The organism is Variovorax sp. 278MFTsu5.1 (assembly GCF_048305045.1).
GTDB lineage: Bacteria > Pseudomonadota > Gammaproteobacteria > Burkholderiales > Burkholderiaceae_C > Variovorax > Variovorax guangxiensis.
Genome location: NZ_CP157623.1, coordinates 262,423 through 277,636, shown reverse-complemented (window position 1 = coordinate 277,636; position 15,214 = coordinate 262,423). Strand labels below are relative to the sequence as shown.

The window sequence follows — 15,214 nt, the reverse complement described above, 5'->3', positions numbered from 1 at the left end:
ACTTGGGGGTGCCCGTCAATCTTGCGGCGAAGCGCCGACGACTGGACAGAAGCGGCGCGCGTGACGTTGAGAGTCAGTCGACGGCAGCGGACCTCCACCTGCATTGACGCCAACTAGGGTCTCGACGAACGTTCTTCGAAGCTTGGCCCCGATCTTCCAGTTGTAGATTTAAGCTGCGCGTTGGCGAGTTCTCCAAGATTTCTTATAGCCCCTTCCAAGCGCGGGTCGCCGAGATGCCCGTAGTTGATGCGCAGGTGCCGGGTGTATCGGCGGTCGGCTGAAAACAAATGGCCCGGCGCTACGCCTATGCCGAGCTGAAGAGCGTCCTGATGCAGTGCGAGCGAGTCGACGCCTTCTGGCAGCGCGAGCCACAGGAAATAGCCACCCTCGGGGCGCGTGACCCGCGTTCCAGTCGGAAAGTATCGATCGATAAGTCGCAAGCATGCAGCTTGCTGGCGGCTGAGCGAACGCCGCAGGACGCGCAGGTGACGATCAAAACTCCGGTGTTGGAGGTACTCCTGCAACGCCAGTTGCGAGGGGAGTGCCGTCGCCAGCGAGCTCATCAACTTGTTCCGACCCAAAGTGGCCGCGAAGCGACCGCCCGCTACCCAACCGATGCGATATCCGGGTGCCAGGGATTTCGAGAAGGAACTGCAGTGCAGCACCCAGCCAGCCCGGTCCCAGGCCTTGGCTGGTGGCGGTCTCCGAGCCCCATGCGCGAGTTCGCCGTACACGTCGTCTTCGATCAGCGGTATGGCGCGGGTGGCGAGCATGCTGACCAGTTGCTCCTTGGCTGCGTCGCTCATGGTGCAGCCCATTGGATTCTGGAAGGTCGGCATGAACCAGCAGGCCTTCACCGGATGCTGGTCGATCACCCGAGCAAGAGAGCTGAGATCTACGCCTGTACGCGGGTGGGTCTCGACCTCGACCGCGCGAAGACCGCGCCGCTCCAGTGCCTGCAACGCACCATAGAAGGTCGGCGTTTCGATCGCCACGACGTCGCCCGGCTGCGTCACCGATTCGAGCGCAAGATTGAGGGCCTCCATCGCCCCGCTGGTGATGACCAGTTCAGACGCAGGAACATTCATTCCGACGCTGCCGTAACGCAGGGAGATCTGATGGCGTAGTTGGGCGTTTCCTGGTGACAGATCTTCGACGGTCTGCCAGGGATCCATCCGCTTGAGCGCTCGCGTCAGGCCGGCGGCAAGTTGTTCGAGGGGAAACAGCTCTGGCGACGGAAAGGCCGAGCCGAGCGGGACCATATCGCGCTCGCGAGCCTGCGCAAGGACCTGAAAGACAAGCGACGAGACGTCGACCGGCATGGACCGGAGGACAGGCTCGCTGGCGGCGAGTTCATTGGTCGGCATTTCCGCCCCCGCTCGAACGAAGTATCCCGACCGCTGCCGCGCTTCGACAAGCCCTTGCGCCTCCAGCAGGTAGTAGGCAGAGAACACGGTGGACGCACTGATGCCCATTTGCGACTTCAGTTCGCGCACGGAGGGAAGGCGATCGTTCGCCTTCAGGCTACCCGCGCGAATACGCTGGGCGATGTTGTCGGCAAGCTTCTCGTAGCGGTTCATGGGAATCTCTTTCTGATACGGGCGTTCTGGACCGCTCCCGAGATTGTCGTATCAGACGTCGGCCTGCCCTACGCGACTACCGGCCTCCTTGCATCTGATACGAAGATTTTCAGCTGATCTGGTTCTGTACGTATCAGCCTGGAAGATGAACACTCGACAGAGTGCTTCTGTGTGCAGGCGGATCGCTCCGCCTTTCGACGCGTCTTGCAGACGCCCATTCAGCTGACCGTTACCGTTTCGTTGGATTGATTAATCAACCAATTAATTAATCTTTCCGCTTCTTCATCGGTCTATTGAGCTGCTCGCCGCACTCGGGCATTTCTTGGTCTGTCACCTGATGTCTTTTCAATCATGAATTCAATCCCTATCTCCTTTGTTATTTTCAAGGTTCTCGTGCTCAGCGTGGGCATGTATTTGGCCGTCAAGTGGCACTACGAACGGGGACAGAAGTACAAGAATCAAAAGACAGCTGCAGTGATCCTGACATCCATCAAGGTGGGCTCGGCGTTCGTCGCTTCTGCGTTCCTCGTGCTCTTCCTCACCTTTGAGTTTTGCAAGTGGATCGGTCTGGACCTGACCATGCGGTGATTGGAAGTTTTCGTTTTGCATTGGGCGCATTCAGCTATGGGAAGTACGACCGGTACGCCTCAAAGGTCGCGGCCAAAGTCCTGCGGTGGCGTCACAAGACGCGGCAGGCCTCGATGCCCCTGTCTAGCAGCTTCTAGTGCGACGGACGCAGGTAATGCTCGCAGATGACGTCGTCATGCATTGAGGCAAAGTTCTTCCTCAAGAACTGCCCCGGCACCCAAATGGATAGGAACCATGATGGCGTGCCTTGCGAACAGCAATGGTGGACCGGCCTTCTTCCCAAATAGGCCCGCGCATCTGACCGGCCGCTCTTGGTCCGCGCGCGCTTCCGGCGAAGCTTGAGCGGCCCGCACTCAACCCGTTGTGAGCACGCGTCGCGAATGTCTGCTTACAGTCAAATTGAGCGGGGTCGGCGGCCGGCCGGTACTGGCCGACTGTAGCCAGCCGAGGCGTTCGCTGACCCCCTCATGCGTCGTCGGGCGACGGAGCATGACAGGCAGCGCAAAGCTTGTTCCCGTCGGGGTCTCGAAAATAGGCGCCGTAGTAGTTGTCGTGGTAGTGCGGGCGAAGCCCTGGAGGGCCTTCACATGTGCCGCCATGCTCCAAGGCGGTCTGGTACACAGCTCGGACCACCGCCCTCGTGGCAGCGGCAAAGGCGACCATTTGCCCATTCCCGGGCTCGTGCGGCTGCCCGTCGTACGGTTTGCAGATGACGAAGAAGGGGCGAGCGTCACCTGCGCTGTGCCAGCCGGCCCACGGCCTGTCTCGCTCACAGAAGCGCAGCTCCACACCAAGGCTACCCATCACCGCGCCGTAGAAGCGCAAGGCGCGTTCGAAATCACTGACGCTCACAAAGATGTGGGAAAACACGTTGGCTCCTCAGGAAATCTGGAGGACAGCTTCGACTGTCAGGTGTTGGCCGATTGTGCCCTTTGCCGTGGGTCAGACATAGCCGCGAAGCTGATGCCTGCCCCATGGAAAGCAAGCGCTGCATCAAGGACAACTGCACTCCGGCGCGCGCATGCTGAGACTCTCTCAACTCAATGGGAGACCTTCATGGGATCAGCAAACACTGCAACCTGCCGCGCGCCCTGGACAAAGGCAAGATTGTCGGCCAGAAGGCGCCCTTCAAGCTCAAGGACATTTGGGCGCTTCGGATGCGGCAACATTGGATCTCGCTATCGCAGCCCGTGAAAGCAACTGGAGCAAATGAAGCAGAGACTGCTGTCGCGCGCTGCGTGAACGGCACGCTGGTCTCACAGAGCACCTTCAGCCAAATCGATGGCTCTCACTAACAGCGCAGAACTACGGCATTGCGCAAAGCTTCATCGGCCGTTGCAGGAATTCCAGGGTCACCGAACAGGCGCCCCAGGGAACTTGGCATCCGTACGCTCTTGCACTCGGTTTCTCTCCGCCTCCCCCCAGCGCTCGGCCATGCGCTGCGCATCGGTCCGCACAGAGGGCATGCGCTCGACAAAGCGCTCGACCTGAACCGCCAGTCCGGATTCACCCTGCCTTCGCAGGACCTCGGCGGTCTCGCGCCAGTTTGCCAAGACCTGCTGGCGGGTACCCTGCATCACGTCCTGACCAGCATTCAAGGCGCCTCGCCTCGTCCGAAGAACCTGGAGCACGCCGTCCAGCTTGGCACGCATGAAGGTCGAGGTCTTCGGCGGCCGCTGCCCTGCCCGCTCGCCCCTCGGCAGTTGCCCGAACGCCCGAAGTGCACGCAGCCGATGATGGATGGCGTCCTTCTGCGGCTTGCGGATCTGCCCGCGCACCTGCCGCGGCGTCGCATTGGCCGCCACGCCCTGCTCGCGCATCAGCGCGGCGAACTGCTCGCGCCACTGGCGCAGCGTGTCCTTGCGGATGTACAGGCGCTCGCCAGGCTCGAACTCGTGCTCGCACTTGACCACCAGATGCACGTGCGGATGCGCCTGGTCGGTGTGCAGCACCATGGCGTAGCGGTACTGCAGCGCGAAGTTCTCGCGCGCAAAGATGCGTGCCGCCGCCAACACCTTCTCCGGGGCGTGCCGGCCGGCATCGACAAGACGATGTTGTGGGCGAGCTTCGCACGGGTGTCCTTCTGGCCGGGCTCCGGCCTGGGCTTGTGCTGGCCTCTGCAGAGGTCCAGTTGCCAGTCGAGCGTGATCTCCCCGGCTGCGCTTCGCCCCTGACGTGGCAGCCCTTCGTCGGTCTCGATGGGCAGCTTGCCGTGCCGCCCGATGTAGTCCAGATGCGCCTTGACGCCGCCGGCATCGCGACCACCGCCGGAGACCTTCACCATCACCTCGGGTGCGCGGCCCACCGTGCGCTGGATCTGCGCAATCTCGCCGGCGCCGAAGCGCAGGGTGCCGCCGGGTCCGCGCCGGCCGTAGCTCACGATGTCCAGCGCCATGTCGCGCGAGGCACCGTTCGGCCCGCCACGGCTTCTGCCCATGCGCACGGTCTGCTTAGGCATGGCCTGCCTCGCGATCGCTCTCCCAGCTCATGAGGTTCCAGCGCACGACGGCAGCGGTGGCCTCGCGCGCAGCTTCGACCTCCCGTCGAATCGATTCGAGCGCATCACCCGGTTCCAAATCCACTTTTTGAGCCAAAGTGTTCGGCATGCCGAACACTTTGAGCTGCCGCCCGAGCGCCGCCAACTGAGCGCAGACCGCCTTGATCTGGCCCAGTTCGTTCGGCGGCATCACGGTCGAACCGCGAACATGGTTGTGGATCAGCATGACCAGGTAGCTGCCCGTCTTCATCCCGCGGGCCTCGGCGCGCTGTGTCGCCAGTGCTCGGTCGCCGGGGCGAAGCCGCAGCGTGATGCGATCCGCGGCGACACCCTCGGCGGTCGCATCACGCGAGCCCCGCCGTCCGCTCATGTTGCTCGCGCCTGCGCCGTGGGCTGTCAATACATCGTCGATCAACTTGGCCAGCAAGCTGGATTCGCTGAGCTGATGGCGCGAGGCCAGCGCAGCGAAGCTCGCCCTCGTACCGAGTGGCACTCGGGTACTGATCACGCTGCTTGATTGAGGGATCTGGGCCATCGCAACACCATCGCTGTAGACAATGTCTGACGGCAGTCTATCCTGCCCTCATCGCCGCACAAGAACCCGACGGTTGGCAGCCAGTCTTTCATTCGCTTTCCGTCCAAGCTCGCCCCGGCTGAGCGCCACGCCTGCCGCACTTCACCTCACTACGCCGCGCTCGTTAAAAATCATGCGTTGCCAGGTGAGCAACGTACTTTTCCATCACGTCTCCGAGCCTCCTTTTTGGCCTCATGCTGCAAGTCTGGAGAGATGCAAAAAGCAGTTCATCTCCCAAGCAACATCAGAGGGCACCAATCCGCGTGATGGACGGCGCGCAGCTTGCGCGGTGTACCAGACGGGGTCCTTCGCGCGCTAGGAGACTTGCGTGTCGAGCATGACTTTTTCAGCGACATGAAGAGGGGCTAGAAAGCTCGGCACGACACAGGGAATGCGCACGCGTTGGACGCGTGCTGGCACCTGGCGCAGATCACGCGCCGCCACACGGTGCGCGAAAAACGCTCGCAAGGCACGCACATGAAGAACGCGCATGCCCCCGGCGTGTGTCGACCAGCGCGTCAGGCCTGGATACGCCCCGCACTGCGGGCCTCCCTCGCATAGACGCTCAGGCGCCGGTCGGCGCGGAAATGCAGGTCCTGCTCGATCGGCAGATTCAGCATCCCGCGCAGCTGGGACAGCTCGGCGAGGCTCACGCAGCCCAACTCCGGAAAGCCCAGCCCGAGGTCGCACAGGCCGAAGGCGATATCGGGTGCATCGGGATCGATCCCGCCCAGCAGCCAGGTGGCACCGGCATCGGGCGTGAACAGCTTGACCACGGGCAGCGGATCGAAGTCCGACCGCACCTGCGACTGCCGGCCGTTGGCCAGCAACTGGTCGAACTGCGCATCGGTGAGAAAGGGAAAACTGGAAGCAGCCATGGCGTTCTCCTTGAACGGTTGCGGGCGGGATGGCCCGGCACCGTCACCGGCACGCCGCAGCGCAGCGGTCAAGGTTCGAAGACGGCCGAGAGGCCGCGAGCGCGCCAGCGGCGCGCGCAGACCTTGACGGCGAGAACGGTGTGCCACGCTGAAGGAGCCAGCTAGCCAGCCACTCACTCACATCACGGCCTCTTTCTTCTTTCTCCCTGATGCTGCCTTCTCCGCTTTCTCAGCTTCGGCGCGCCCCGGGGATCGCTCGTTCGCACACGCCGGACCGTCGGTGTCGCTGAGCCCGCCGCCAACCCGGACCGCCTCGCACCCCGTAGCCCGTGGCGGCGGCTTGTCGACAGCGGGCCAGCGCGCAGACGCCGATTCCATCCGGTCTGCAACGCGCCGGCATTTCTCGCACCGGTTGTGCGAGAAATCGCACATGCGCAAGACTGGCGCGCCGCCCGGCGATCGGTAGCCGTCTCGGCCAGAGCCGAAGGTTCGCGACGCACGCGCGCCATGGACGCGCGTGACGGCCGGCCTCCGGGCTGGAGGTCCAGCACGGAGCGAAGCGGCCGGCGGCCTGCGCCCGCGCGGCATCCAGCGAGATACCCGATGTCCTCGCGCCGTCGCACAGGACGATAAGGAAGCTCGAGCATCGCCGAACGAAGTCACCAAGATCCTGAGCGCCTTGGGCGCAGGATCCATCGGCTGAAGATCGGCAAGCTCGGTCGCCTGAAGGCGATCGTGTCACGAGAGTGGCGCGAGCACCAGCATCTCCCGCTCCATGATGAAATCGCAGGCCTCGCCGGCAAAGCGCATGGCCGTGAAGATCGCGCTGCGGTCATGGCGCAGCACCTCCAACCAGTCCGCGAGAGGGTCCGCATGGCCTTCGACGACGGCGCCGACAAGCCCGCAATGCCCCATCAGCAAGACCGCACCGAGTTCGGCCACGAGCGCCTCGAACGCGCAAGCGGCGTCGCCGAAGCGCGTGCCGAACTCGCGATGCAACCGCTGCGGATGTCCGCTCCAGTGCACCAGTTCGTGCAACAGCGTCGCCCCATAGTTCTCGCCGCTTGCAAATCGCTTCGGCCACGGCAACCGGATCTCGTCGAACTCCGGCACATACGCTGCGCGTTCGAACCCATGGCGAAGCGTTGCGTTGCAGCCACCGACCAGCCGCAACACCCTTTCCATCGCCCCGTGCTCCGCAGCCGAGGGGCCTGCGGCAGCGACTGCCGGAGGATCGAGGCGCTTCGCCGGGAGCCCGTCGACCTGCGCGACATTGAACAACCAGAATGGCCGGCATTGCAGGAGCCCGTCCTGTAACTCGGTGTGCGGGTCTCTATCGCCGCGGCCCCCCGTCCGCTCGAACTGCGCACACAGCACGCCGCGCTCGCCCTTGCGCACCTGGGCGCCAAGAGCCTTGGCCTGCCTGTAGGTCAGCCACAGCGGCACCTCGTAACCCTGCACGATCGCCGCGTCCCACAGCAGCAGCGCGTTCACGCCCCGGTAGGACCGCCCGGTGCCGGCATTGCGCGGCGCCCCGCGCGTCGCGGCCTGGACCCAGCGCGCACGACACACGTGTTCGCCCTGCGCCAGCATCGCCATGATCCGGTCCGTGATCACGCGCCGGACATCCATGTCCATGCCCACGCGCTTGCCCGAACGCCGCCAGGCGCGCCCCTCATTTGATTCACCTGCCGTGGGAGAGTCCTCGGGGGGCACGGGGGGAACGCCCGGGGTCTTCGGATCCGGCACCACGGCCGGAGCGGGCACGACGCAACGAGAAGAGCGAGAAGTGCGAGAAGACGTGGCCATGGTGAAGCCTTTCTGCGGCGCATGCCGCGATGGTGGAAGGAATCTGCTGTCGGAGCCGCCTCGACGCAAAGCCGGCAAGGGGCCAGCGAGACGGTCCGGGGCCCGCCCGCAGGCCGCAGCCGAGCGTCGCGAGGACCGGGCGAGGACGGGGGCAGCGCCTTCACCCTGGAGCGGGGAGCGACCCGCGCCATGCGTCGATCCAGAGGCGGGACGACCGCAGACCGACCACCGACAGCGGGCACAGCCACAGCCACGGCCAACGAGACCACACGCCATACGCATCGAGCGCCTTGATGCGCCTGCCGGCGCACGTGCGCGCATGCCGGGGCTCCGGCGGGTCGTAGCGGACAACCGCGCCCGTCGCCCCGGCGTCGACGTTCCGCCATGCGCCGCCGGAACGAGACACGGCAGGCAGGAAAGAAAGTGCGCCGCTTCGCAGTCACGAAACGGCGCACCGAGGACCTCAAGGGATCCTCAGTCCTCCTCGGGCCCGACCATCGCCTGCAGCTGCTCGATCACGCCCGGCTCCACGAAGACGCAGGGCACGTCGGGCGCCAGCGCAACGTGGGTCACCCTGGCGAGGGCCTCGCGCTTCAGGTGCGCCAGCCGCCCTGTACGCCAAGCCTGTTCGGGCCGCATGTGGTCCTGGTCCGCCGGCACACCGCTGCGCTCGGGGTCGCATTCGATGAGTGCGACGAAGCCCTCGTCAAAGAGCCTGCGATGCTCGCCGCACAGGCCCCACCCTGTCACCGTGTGACGCTGCATGCTCTGACGCAGGCGCCTTTCGAGCAGGATGCCGCCGGTATCGAAGTTCAGGCCGCATACCAGGCAGAGGTGCTGTTCCAGCGAAACGTGTGATTTCTCGTCCATGACGATCTCCGGTTGTCCGGGCGGAATTGCCCGCGGCCGGAACCCGCACGGCGCAGCGCAGCAGTCAGGGGTCGACGACGGCCGCCAGGCCGCCAGCGCCGCAGCGCGGCGCGCAGCCCTTGACGGCGAGAACGCCGTGCAACGCTGAAGGCCATAGCAAGACCGCCCTCCCCGTCCTGCTCCTTCCCCCCCGCTTCCATCTCTCGGCTTCCATCTCTCCGCATCCCCGCAGCGCAGGACGGACACATGCACCGCATGAGCCGCCCGGACCGGATCGCTTCAGGGGCGCCGAAGCGCCCCCGCGGCCGCCCTCAGAGCAGGCCGCGCTCGGCCATCGAGGCCACCCGGTTCGCGCCCACCACGATGTGGTCGAGCACCCGCACGTCGATCAGCGCGAGCGCCGACTTCAGCGCCTGCGTCACGGCCAGGTCCTCCCGCGACGGCTCCACCGCGCCCGATGGATGGTTGTGCGCCAGGATCACGGCCGAGGCGTTGTGATGGAGCGCGCGCTTGAGCAGTTCGCGCGGATAGACCTCGGTCTGCGTCACGGTCCCGCGAAACAGGTCCTCGAACGCCAGCAGCGTGTGGCGCGCATCGAGGAACAGCACCGCGAAGCTCTCGTGCGCCTGCCCCGCGAAGTGCAGCTTGAGGTAGTCGGAAACCGCGTACAGCGATCGGAACGCCTCGCCGGGGCGCAGTTCCTCGGCCAGCAGCTCCCGCGCCAGGCGCAGCCCGCACAGCAGCTGCGCGCATCCCGGCAGCGACGAGTCCCGCGCGAAGCACACCAGCCGGTGCAGCGAGCGGCCCTGCGCCGCGTACAGCCCCTCGGTATCGGCACCGAGGAACGGACGCAGCGCATCGAGCACCTGGAGCTCGCGCGCCGTGAAAGCGGAAGGCATGGAGGAAGAGGAGAAGGAAGAGAAAGAGGAAGCGTTCATGACGAACTCCTGTGGGTGACACAGGCGGGATTGCCTGCGAGACCCCGCCACCCCGTCGCAGCGCAGCGCTCAGGGCCGCCGCAGGCGCGCGGCACGCGCCGAGCACGCACCCACGGTGCGCGCGCAGGGCCTTGAACGCGAGAACGAGGGGGTAGCCTCAGGGCTCACAGGCAAGCCCTCCCCCACCCTGCACAGAGGTCACGTAGGAGCCCGCTGCCTCTGTTCTCCAGGCCCGGCGCATCGAGGAGGCCAACCAAACGTCCCTCTACGCCGGCCCGCACGAGGCGAAGCGAGACGGGACGCAATGGCGCATTACCGCAGCCAGGAGGGAGCAGTTTGGGTGGCCATGAGTGGGCGCTTTGCAGCCACCGAGGGCATTTCCTCAGTAATCCAGCCTCTTGGAGAGGAAATCCTGGCGCCCTCCTTGGCTAGAGGCCCGCGCTTATCGCGGCCTCTGCGAAGGCCGCAGGGGGCACAGGAAGGTGTGGGCCAGACATGCTTTTTTTGGGGGGCCACAACGCCGCGAAGGAGTCGGGGGAAACGGCTTGCCGAAGCAAGCTTTCCCTGCGCCGGCAAAGCGCCGCGCAGAAGCCTGCATCCAGCTCAAAAGGCTTGGGCATACGCGGCCTTTGGACGCCATAGAAATGGTGGCACCGGATTTTTCTTGCATCACGCGGGCGGCGATGCCAATCTGATCGGCATGAGCAGATTTTCAGAGCCCCCCAATTCCCCAGCCAAGCGGCCAGCCCTTTCCACCAGGGTACTGGCCGCTTCAGGATGCCAAGACACACACGTTTCAGTGAACTTGTACGGCGCGCCCTTGGCGATGCCGCAGCACGTGAGCGTTCATGGTCGGGACGAGATCGTGGCCGGCGCGACAGAGGAATTCCGGCGACTGCAGGGAGCGCAAACAGGCAAAGTCTTGGTCGACGCGCTGCAAGCTTCACCGCATCACGATATCGATCTGGTTCTTGCCTGCGCTGAAACCGCCCCTGTCCGGGGCGTTCGATTGTGAAAGCGGGTTGCTCGATACCGGCCGGGGCGCCCCGAATGAACGCACCAGTTTCTGCCGCAACGGGGGACAACTTGAGATTTGTCGGTACTGAAGGCTGACACCGTCAAGAGTCCAGTATCTATGCGGCCTGCAGCCGGATCTGCGATTCCGGCCCCGGTTTGGGAGAGCGAGACACGATAGTGCTCGCTGACATTCCTGGACTTGTTCCGCATCGGCCCCGCAACGCGTTGCGCTTTTCCTGCTGGAAATAGCCGATGGCCTCAGTCGTGAATGGGCCGAAAGTAGCCCTTGATCTTGGTCTTATCACGAACAGCGATCTGGATGTGGCTTCGGTTGTCGAAACCTGCCATGCTTTCGAGAGGACCTTTTCCCCCATAGGCGGGACCACCCTCTCTAAACGCCGCCCGGACTGTATCGTAGGGCTGCAGCGGCGGCACTTCCCTTCCACGAGACACGTGGAGAAACTCGATCACCGCTCGATCCAGGCTTCGCCGAAACCCGCCATAGCCAGTGTTCTTCGGTACTTCAATCTGAGCGGTTTCCATCGCCTTCAGCATCACCCTGTGCGACACCTTCACCTCTTCGATGCTGTTGCGCGAAAGCAGGTTCAGACAATGGCCAAGCTCTATGACGGCGCCGATAACGAAGGGCTTGGTGATCTTTCCCTTGGTAATGTTTGGCTTGCTCATGCCAGCAATTGCCCACTCCATGGCTCGGAGGGGATCGTTCTCCCAGAAGTAGATGCCTCCACCCAGCCAGTCGTACTCGTTGGCACTTGTCTCAAGGTGGGGCACCTTGCCCTTGAGAACAGCTTCGCCTACAGATTTGTCACAGCCGTGGAATCCCAGCACCATGCTGGGCAGGCGCTGGTAATTGCTGTAGCCGGGGATGTCAGGCGGCTTTCTAGCCGCCATATACCTTCTTCAGGCGTCCAGTCGGCGTCGCGATCCCAGCGAGTTGCAGAAGTTCGAGCGCTTTCACCGGGGATTGCGTCACCGCCTTCTCAAGGCGGCGAACAGACTCGGCCATCTCGGGATCAGCCAAAGTGACGGGACGGCCCGTCTTTGCCACCACTCGAACCCAATCAGTACCATGATCCGAAACACGGCCACCGCGTGCTGGCGCACTGCGAATTTGAGCGTTTGGCTTGGTCATTTTGATACTGATGAGTTAACGAAGCACTTTTCGGTGCATCGAAATTAATGACGCAATTTTGCCGGATTAGGTATTCCCATACCAGCGGGAAAAGTATCGCCTTGAGAAACTTTTTATATAAATTGAAGCTCAAAGTATTTCACATGCGAACTTTTCACCCCCCGCGGCGCGCCGTGCCCCGTCGGTCGCTCGGACGCGCATCGGTTTCGAGGACATCAGGGCGTTGATGAACCTGCGGGTGCTCGACACCACTCCATCCACGCCCACCTCCGGATGAAGCAATCGCAGGAAGCAATATCAACTGAAATCACGCATCGGCTGTCGCGTCGGCTACTTGCGCACCTTCGCGATTTCCGCCATCAACTCCTTGACGGTGGCCTCGCCCACGGACGCCGAGTACTTGTCGATCACCGGCTTGACCTTGGCGCGCAGCCTGGCCATCTCCTCGGACGGCAATTCCGACACGGTCATGCCTGCCGTCTTCAACGCATCGAGCGCGCTGTCGGCCGCGCCGCGCGAGGCCTGGCGCTGGAACACCGTCGCCTCGGCCGAGGCTTCGGTAAGGATCTTCTTCTCCTCGGCACTCATGCCATCCCATGTTTTCTTGCTGACCAGCAGCGCCTGCGGGTTGTAGATGTGCCGGGTCTGGGTGATGTGCTTTTGCACCTCGGCGAACTTGGACGACAGGATGGTGGTGTTCGGATTCTCCTGGCCGTCGACCGCCTTCTGCTCAAGGGCGGAATACAGCTCCGGGAACGGCAGCGGCGTGGCGTTGGCGCCCAGTGCAGCGAACATGTCGATGTAGATCGGCGACTGGATCACGCGGATCTTCAGGCCTGCGATGTCGTCCGCCTTGGTGATCGGCCGCTTGCTGTTGGTGACGTTGCGAAACCCCAGGTCCCAATAGCCCAGGCCATGCAGGCCCTTGTCCTCCAGCTTGGCCATCAGCTTCTGGCCGAAGGGGCCATCGGTGACCGCATCGGCTTCCTTGCCGCTGTTGAACAGGAACGGGAAGTCGTAGGCCGCGAACTCCTTCACCTGCGCCGAGAGGATGCCCGCGTTCAGCACCGTGAGTTCGACCGTGCCGCCCTGCAGCGCCGACACGGTCTGCAGGTCGCCGCCGAGCACGCCCCCCGCGAACAGCTTGACGGCGATCTTGCCGCCCGACTTGGCGGCCACCAGATCGGCGAACTTCTGCGCGCCCTGTGCCTGCGGATGGCCGGTCTGGTTCTGGAACGCGAACTTGAGCGTGCGCTCCTTGACCTGTGCGAGCGCACCTGGCGCGGCAAGGACAGCCGTGGCGGCCACCGCGGCCAGGAACAGCTTGCGAATCGGATCCTTCTTCATGGCGGTTGTCTCCTCGTTGGGGTTGGTCAGGCTCTCTTCTTGAACAGCGCCGAGGCGCCACTGGCGCGTGCGACTTCCTCGGCCGTGCCGAGCAGCGCCGGCCCCAGCGCTTCCATCCGATGCGGCGTCAGCCTGACGGCCGGTCCCGCGATGGTGACCACGCCGATCACCGCGCCGTGGACGGAGAAGACCGGGGCGGCCATGGCGGTCATTCCCGGCGCGAAGACCTCGTTGATCATGCTGAAGCCGCGCTGGCGGGCCGCCTTCACGTAGGCCATCACGGCCTTGAGCGTGGTGGGCGCCTTCGGGCCGAAGTCCTCGGGCTTGCCCAGCCCTTTCTTGGCCACCAGGGCCATCGCATCGTCCTCGCTCATCGTCGAGAGCCAGGCATGCCCCGCGGCGCTGCACGACAGCATCACCGACAGGCCCATGTCCGGGTCATAGCGCAGCCCGTGCGTGGCCCCTTGCGCCTTGGCCACGAAAGTCAGGTCTTCGCCGTCGACCACCGCCAGGCGCACCAGTTCGCCCGAGGCGGCGGCGAGCTGGTCCAGCAGCGGCTGGGCCACGTCCACGATGCCCGAATTGCTCAGGAACGACAGGCCGACGGAAACGAGCTTGATGGTCAGCACATAGTGGCCATCGATCGCGTTCTGCCGTACGTAGCCACACCGAATCAGCTCCGTGAGCAGTCGGTGCGATGCGCTCAGGGGGATCTTCAATTCACTGGCCACGGTGGACAGCGCAACACCCTGCGGGTGTTCCGCCAGATATTCCAACACTTTGAAGCTGCGTCCCAGCATCTCGCTCATCTGATGTCTCCCGGTTCAATCGCGGCCAGCCGCCTGTCTCGACGGCATCACTCTATCAGATCGCGGGAAGGGATTTCCATAATGGAAAGATTTTCCGGAAAACCCAGAATCGCCGCAATCCGTCCTTTCTGCCTTCCTTTTGGAGACCTTCCGTGAAACTTCTTCGTACGCTTGCCGTCGCCGGCCTGTGCATCGGCCTTGTCGCCCCGAGCTGGGCCCAACAGGAACGGGTGATCCGCTTCGGCCATCTCAACAATGCGGACCATCCGGTGAGCTTCGGCGTGAAGCGCTTCGCCGAACTGCTCGCGGCCAAGAGCGGCGGCAAGATGAAGGTGCAGGAGTTCCCGGCCTCCCAGCTCGGCAACGAGATGCAGCAGCAGTCCGCGCTGCAAGGCGGCGTCCAGCAGATGTCGGCGCCGGCCACCACGTCGCTCGCGGGCATCGTCAAGGAGTTCGGCCTGGTCGACTTCCCCTTCTCCGTGAGCAGCTTCGCCCAGGCCGACGCCCTGCTCGACGGTCCGCTGGGCCAGGCACTCATCGCCAAGCTGCCCGACAAAGGCCTCGTGGCCCTCGGCTACTGGGACCTGGGGTTTCGCAACGTCACCAACAGCAAGCGTCCCATCGGCAGGCCCGAGGACCTCGAAGGCCTGAAGATCCGCGTCATTCCCAACCCCGTGTTCCTGGAGACCTTCAAGGCCTTCAAGGCCAACCCCGTGCCGATGCCGTTCGCGGAACTTTACGGCGCGCTCGAAGCCAAGGCGGTCGACGGCCAGGAGAATCCGTATTCGGTGATCCTGTCGAACAAGTTCTTCGAGGTACAGAAGTTCGTCAGCGCGACGAATCACGTGTATGCCGCCAACATCGTGCTGGTCAGCAAGAAGTTCTGGGACTCGCTGTCCCCCGCCGAGCAGAAGATGATGCACGAGGCCGCCGACGAGGCGCGCGGCTATCAGCGCCAGGTCAGCCGGGCGGCGGCCCAGAAGGCCGTGGGCGAGTTGCAGGCCAAGGGCGCCCAGTTCAACGAGGTGAGCGCGGCCGAGCAGGTGCGCATGCGCGAGATCGCCAAGCCGGCGATCGACAAGTTCGCGGCCCAGTACGACCCCGCCATCGTCAAGCTCTACAACGACGAGCTCGCCCGCATCCGCAAACAATGA

At 64.1% G+C, this 15,214-nt stretch carries 16 protein-coding genes and 1 pseudogene; 5 read left to right on the top strand and 12 right to left on the bottom strand.

All coding sequences use genetic code 11. From position 1 onward, the window contains the following. Window positions 1-113 precede the first annotated feature (113 nt). The gene (locus ABL844_RS33440) at window positions 114-1,580 is read right to left on the bottom strand and encodes a PLP-dependent aminotransferase family protein (RefSeq protein WP_418132002.1); all 1,467 of its coding nucleotides are present in this window, start codon (window positions 1,578-1,580) and stop codon (window positions 114-116) included. 351 nt (window positions 1,581-1,931) lie between these two features. Here ABL844_RS33440 and ABL844_RS33435 point away from each other — a divergent pair, with 351 nt between their 5' ends. Next, window positions 1,932-2,168 carry a hypothetical protein gene (locus tag ABL844_RS33435; RefSeq protein WP_418132001.1) on the top strand — a complete coding sequence of 79 codons (237 nt, stop codon included), beginning with the start codon at window positions 1,932-1,934 and terminating at the stop codon, window positions 2,166-2,168. A 164-nt stretch (window positions 2,169-2,332) separates the two neighbouring features. After that, window positions 2,333-2,455 (top strand): excalibur calcium-binding domain-containing protein, encoded by a 123-nt coding sequence (locus ABL844_RS33430; RefSeq protein WP_418132000.1) that lies wholly within the window; start codon window positions 2,333-2,335, stop codon window positions 2,453-2,455. Window positions 2,456-2,633: 178 nt separating this feature from the next. Here the strand turns inward: ABL844_RS33430 and ABL844_RS33425 are convergent, their stop codons facing one another. Further along, entirely contained in the window at window positions 2,634-3,038 is a 405-nt protein-coding gene (locus ABL844_RS33425) for a VOC family protein (protein WP_418131999.1), read from the bottom strand. 186 nt (window positions 3,039-3,224) lie between these two features. Here ABL844_RS33425 and ABL844_RS33420 point away from each other — a divergent pair. Next, window positions 3,225-3,331 (top strand): annotated as a pseudogene (locus ABL844_RS33420) (integrase); the annotation flags it as partial. Window positions 3,332-3,520: 189 nt separating this feature from the next. Here ABL844_RS33420 and ABL844_RS33415 read toward each other — a convergent pair. From ABL844_RS33415 to radC, 6 genes are all read right to left on the bottom strand, one after another. After that, on the bottom strand, window positions 3,521-4,180 hold the full coding sequence (locus tag ABL844_RS33415) for a relaxase/mobilization nuclease domain-containing protein (RefSeq protein ID WP_418131998.1): 660 nt from the start codon (window positions 4,178-4,180) through the stop codon (window positions 3,521-3,523). Between the two features lie 438 nt (window positions 4,181-4,618). After that, entirely contained in the window at window positions 4,619-5,200 is a 582-nt protein-coding gene (locus tag ABL844_RS33410; RefSeq protein WP_418131997.1) for a hypothetical protein, read from the bottom strand. A gap of 557 nt (window positions 5,201-5,757) precedes the next feature. Further along, window positions 5,758-6,117: a DUF2958 domain-containing protein gene (locus tag ABL844_RS33405; protein WP_418131996.1), complete on the bottom strand. Its 360-nt coding sequence runs from the start codon at window positions 6,115-6,117 to the stop codon at window positions 5,758-5,760. 738 nt (window positions 6,118-6,855) lie between these two features. Next, window positions 6,856-7,755 (bottom strand): ArdC family protein, encoded by a 900-nt coding sequence (locus ABL844_RS33400; protein WP_418131995.1) that lies wholly within the window; start codon window positions 7,753-7,755, stop codon window positions 6,856-6,858. 645 nt (window positions 7,756-8,400) lie between these two features. Beyond that, a complete protein-coding gene (locus ABL844_RS33395) occupies window positions 8,401-8,796 on the bottom strand; it encodes an ATPase (protein WP_418126506.1) in 396 nt (131 codons plus the stop codon). Window positions 8,797-9,107: 311 nt separating this feature from the next. Then, window positions 9,108-9,734: a RadC family protein gene (gene radC, locus ABL844_RS33390; protein WP_418126504.1), complete on the bottom strand. Its 627-nt coding sequence runs from the start codon at window positions 9,732-9,734 to the stop codon at window positions 9,108-9,110. A 799-nt stretch (window positions 9,735-10,533) separates the two neighbouring features. Here radC and ABL844_RS33385 point away from each other — a divergent pair. After that, on the top strand, window positions 10,534-10,749 hold the full coding sequence (locus ABL844_RS33385; RefSeq protein ID WP_221297835.1) for a hypothetical protein: 216 nt from the start codon (window positions 10,534-10,536) through the stop codon (window positions 10,747-10,749). Between the two features lie 260 nt (window positions 10,750-11,009). Here ABL844_RS33385 and ABL844_RS33380 read toward each other — a convergent pair whose 3' ends face one another. The 4 genes from ABL844_RS33380 to ABL844_RS33365 form a co-directional block, all read right to left on the bottom strand. Continuing rightward, window positions 11,010-11,663: a hypothetical protein gene (locus ABL844_RS33380; protein WP_418126502.1), complete on the bottom strand. Its 654-nt coding sequence runs from the start codon at window positions 11,661-11,663 to the stop codon at window positions 11,010-11,012. Then, window positions 11,653-11,904: a hypothetical protein gene (locus ABL844_RS33375; RefSeq protein WP_184642408.1), complete on the bottom strand. Its 252-nt coding sequence runs from the start codon at window positions 11,902-11,904 to the stop codon at window positions 11,653-11,655. The genes ABL844_RS33380 and ABL844_RS33375 overlap by 11 nt, the downstream gene beginning before the upstream one ends. A gap of 330 nt (window positions 11,905-12,234) precedes the next feature. After that, window positions 12,235-13,251, bottom strand: a complete 1,017-nt coding sequence (locus ABL844_RS33370) for a TRAP transporter substrate-binding protein (protein WP_418131994.1) — start codon at window positions 13,249-13,251, stop codon at window positions 12,235-12,237. Window positions 13,252-13,277: 26 nt separating this feature from the next. Further along, window positions 13,278-14,060, bottom strand: a complete 783-nt coding sequence (locus ABL844_RS33365; RefSeq protein WP_418126498.1) for an IclR family transcriptional regulator — start codon at window positions 14,058-14,060, stop codon at window positions 13,278-13,280. Window positions 14,061-14,212: 152 nt separating this feature from the next. Here ABL844_RS33365 and ABL844_RS33360 point away from each other — a divergent pair, with 152 nt between their 5' ends. Beyond that, entirely contained in the window at window positions 14,213-15,214 is a 1,002-nt protein-coding gene (locus ABL844_RS33360; RefSeq protein WP_418131993.1) for a TRAP transporter substrate-binding protein, read from the top strand.

Coding starts and splice junctions, on each gene's coding strand:
- ABL844_RS33440 (WP_418132002.1), bottom strand. CDS start 1,580: ATGAACCGCTACGAGAAGCTTGCCGACAACATCGCCCAGCGTATTCGC.
- ABL844_RS33435 (WP_418132001.1), top strand. CDS start 1,932: ATGAATTCAATCCCTATCTCCTTTGTTATTTTCAAGGTTCTCGTGCTC.
- ABL844_RS33430 (WP_418132000.1), top strand. CDS start 2,333: ATGACGTCGTCATGCATTGAGGCAAAGTTCTTCCTCAAGAACTGCCCC.
- ABL844_RS33410 (WP_418131997.1), bottom strand. CDS start 5,200: ATGGCCCAGATCCCTCAATCAAGCAGCGTGATCAGTACCCGAGTGCCA.
- ABL844_RS33405 (WP_418131996.1), bottom strand. CDS start 6,117: ATGGCTGCTTCCAGTTTTCCCTTTCTCACCGATGCGCAGTTCGACCAG.
- ABL844_RS33400 (WP_418131995.1), bottom strand. CDS start 7,755: ATGGACATGGATGTCCGGCGCGTGATCACGGACCGGATCATGGCGATG.
- ABL844_RS33395 (WP_418126506.1), bottom strand. CDS start 8,796: ATGGACGAGAAATCACACGTTTCGCTGGAACAGCACCTCTGCCTGGTA.
- radC (WP_418126504.1), bottom strand. CDS start 9,734: ATGAACGCTTCCTCTTTCTCTTCCTTCTCCTCTTCCTCCATGCCTTCC.
- ABL844_RS33380 (WP_418126502.1), bottom strand. CDS start 11,663: ATGGCGGCTAGAAAGCCGCCTGACATCCCCGGCTACAGCAATTACCAG.
- ABL844_RS33375 (WP_184642408.1), bottom strand. CDS start 11,904: ATGACCAAGCCAAACGCTCAAATTCGCAGTGCGCCAGCACGCGGTGGC.
- ABL844_RS33370 (WP_418131994.1), bottom strand. CDS start 13,251: ATGAAGAAGGATCCGATTCGCAAGCTGTTCCTGGCCGCGGTGGCCGCC.
- ABL844_RS33365 (WP_418126498.1), bottom strand. CDS start 14,060: ATGAGCGAGATGCTGGGACGCAGCTTCAAAGTGTTGGAATATCTGGCG.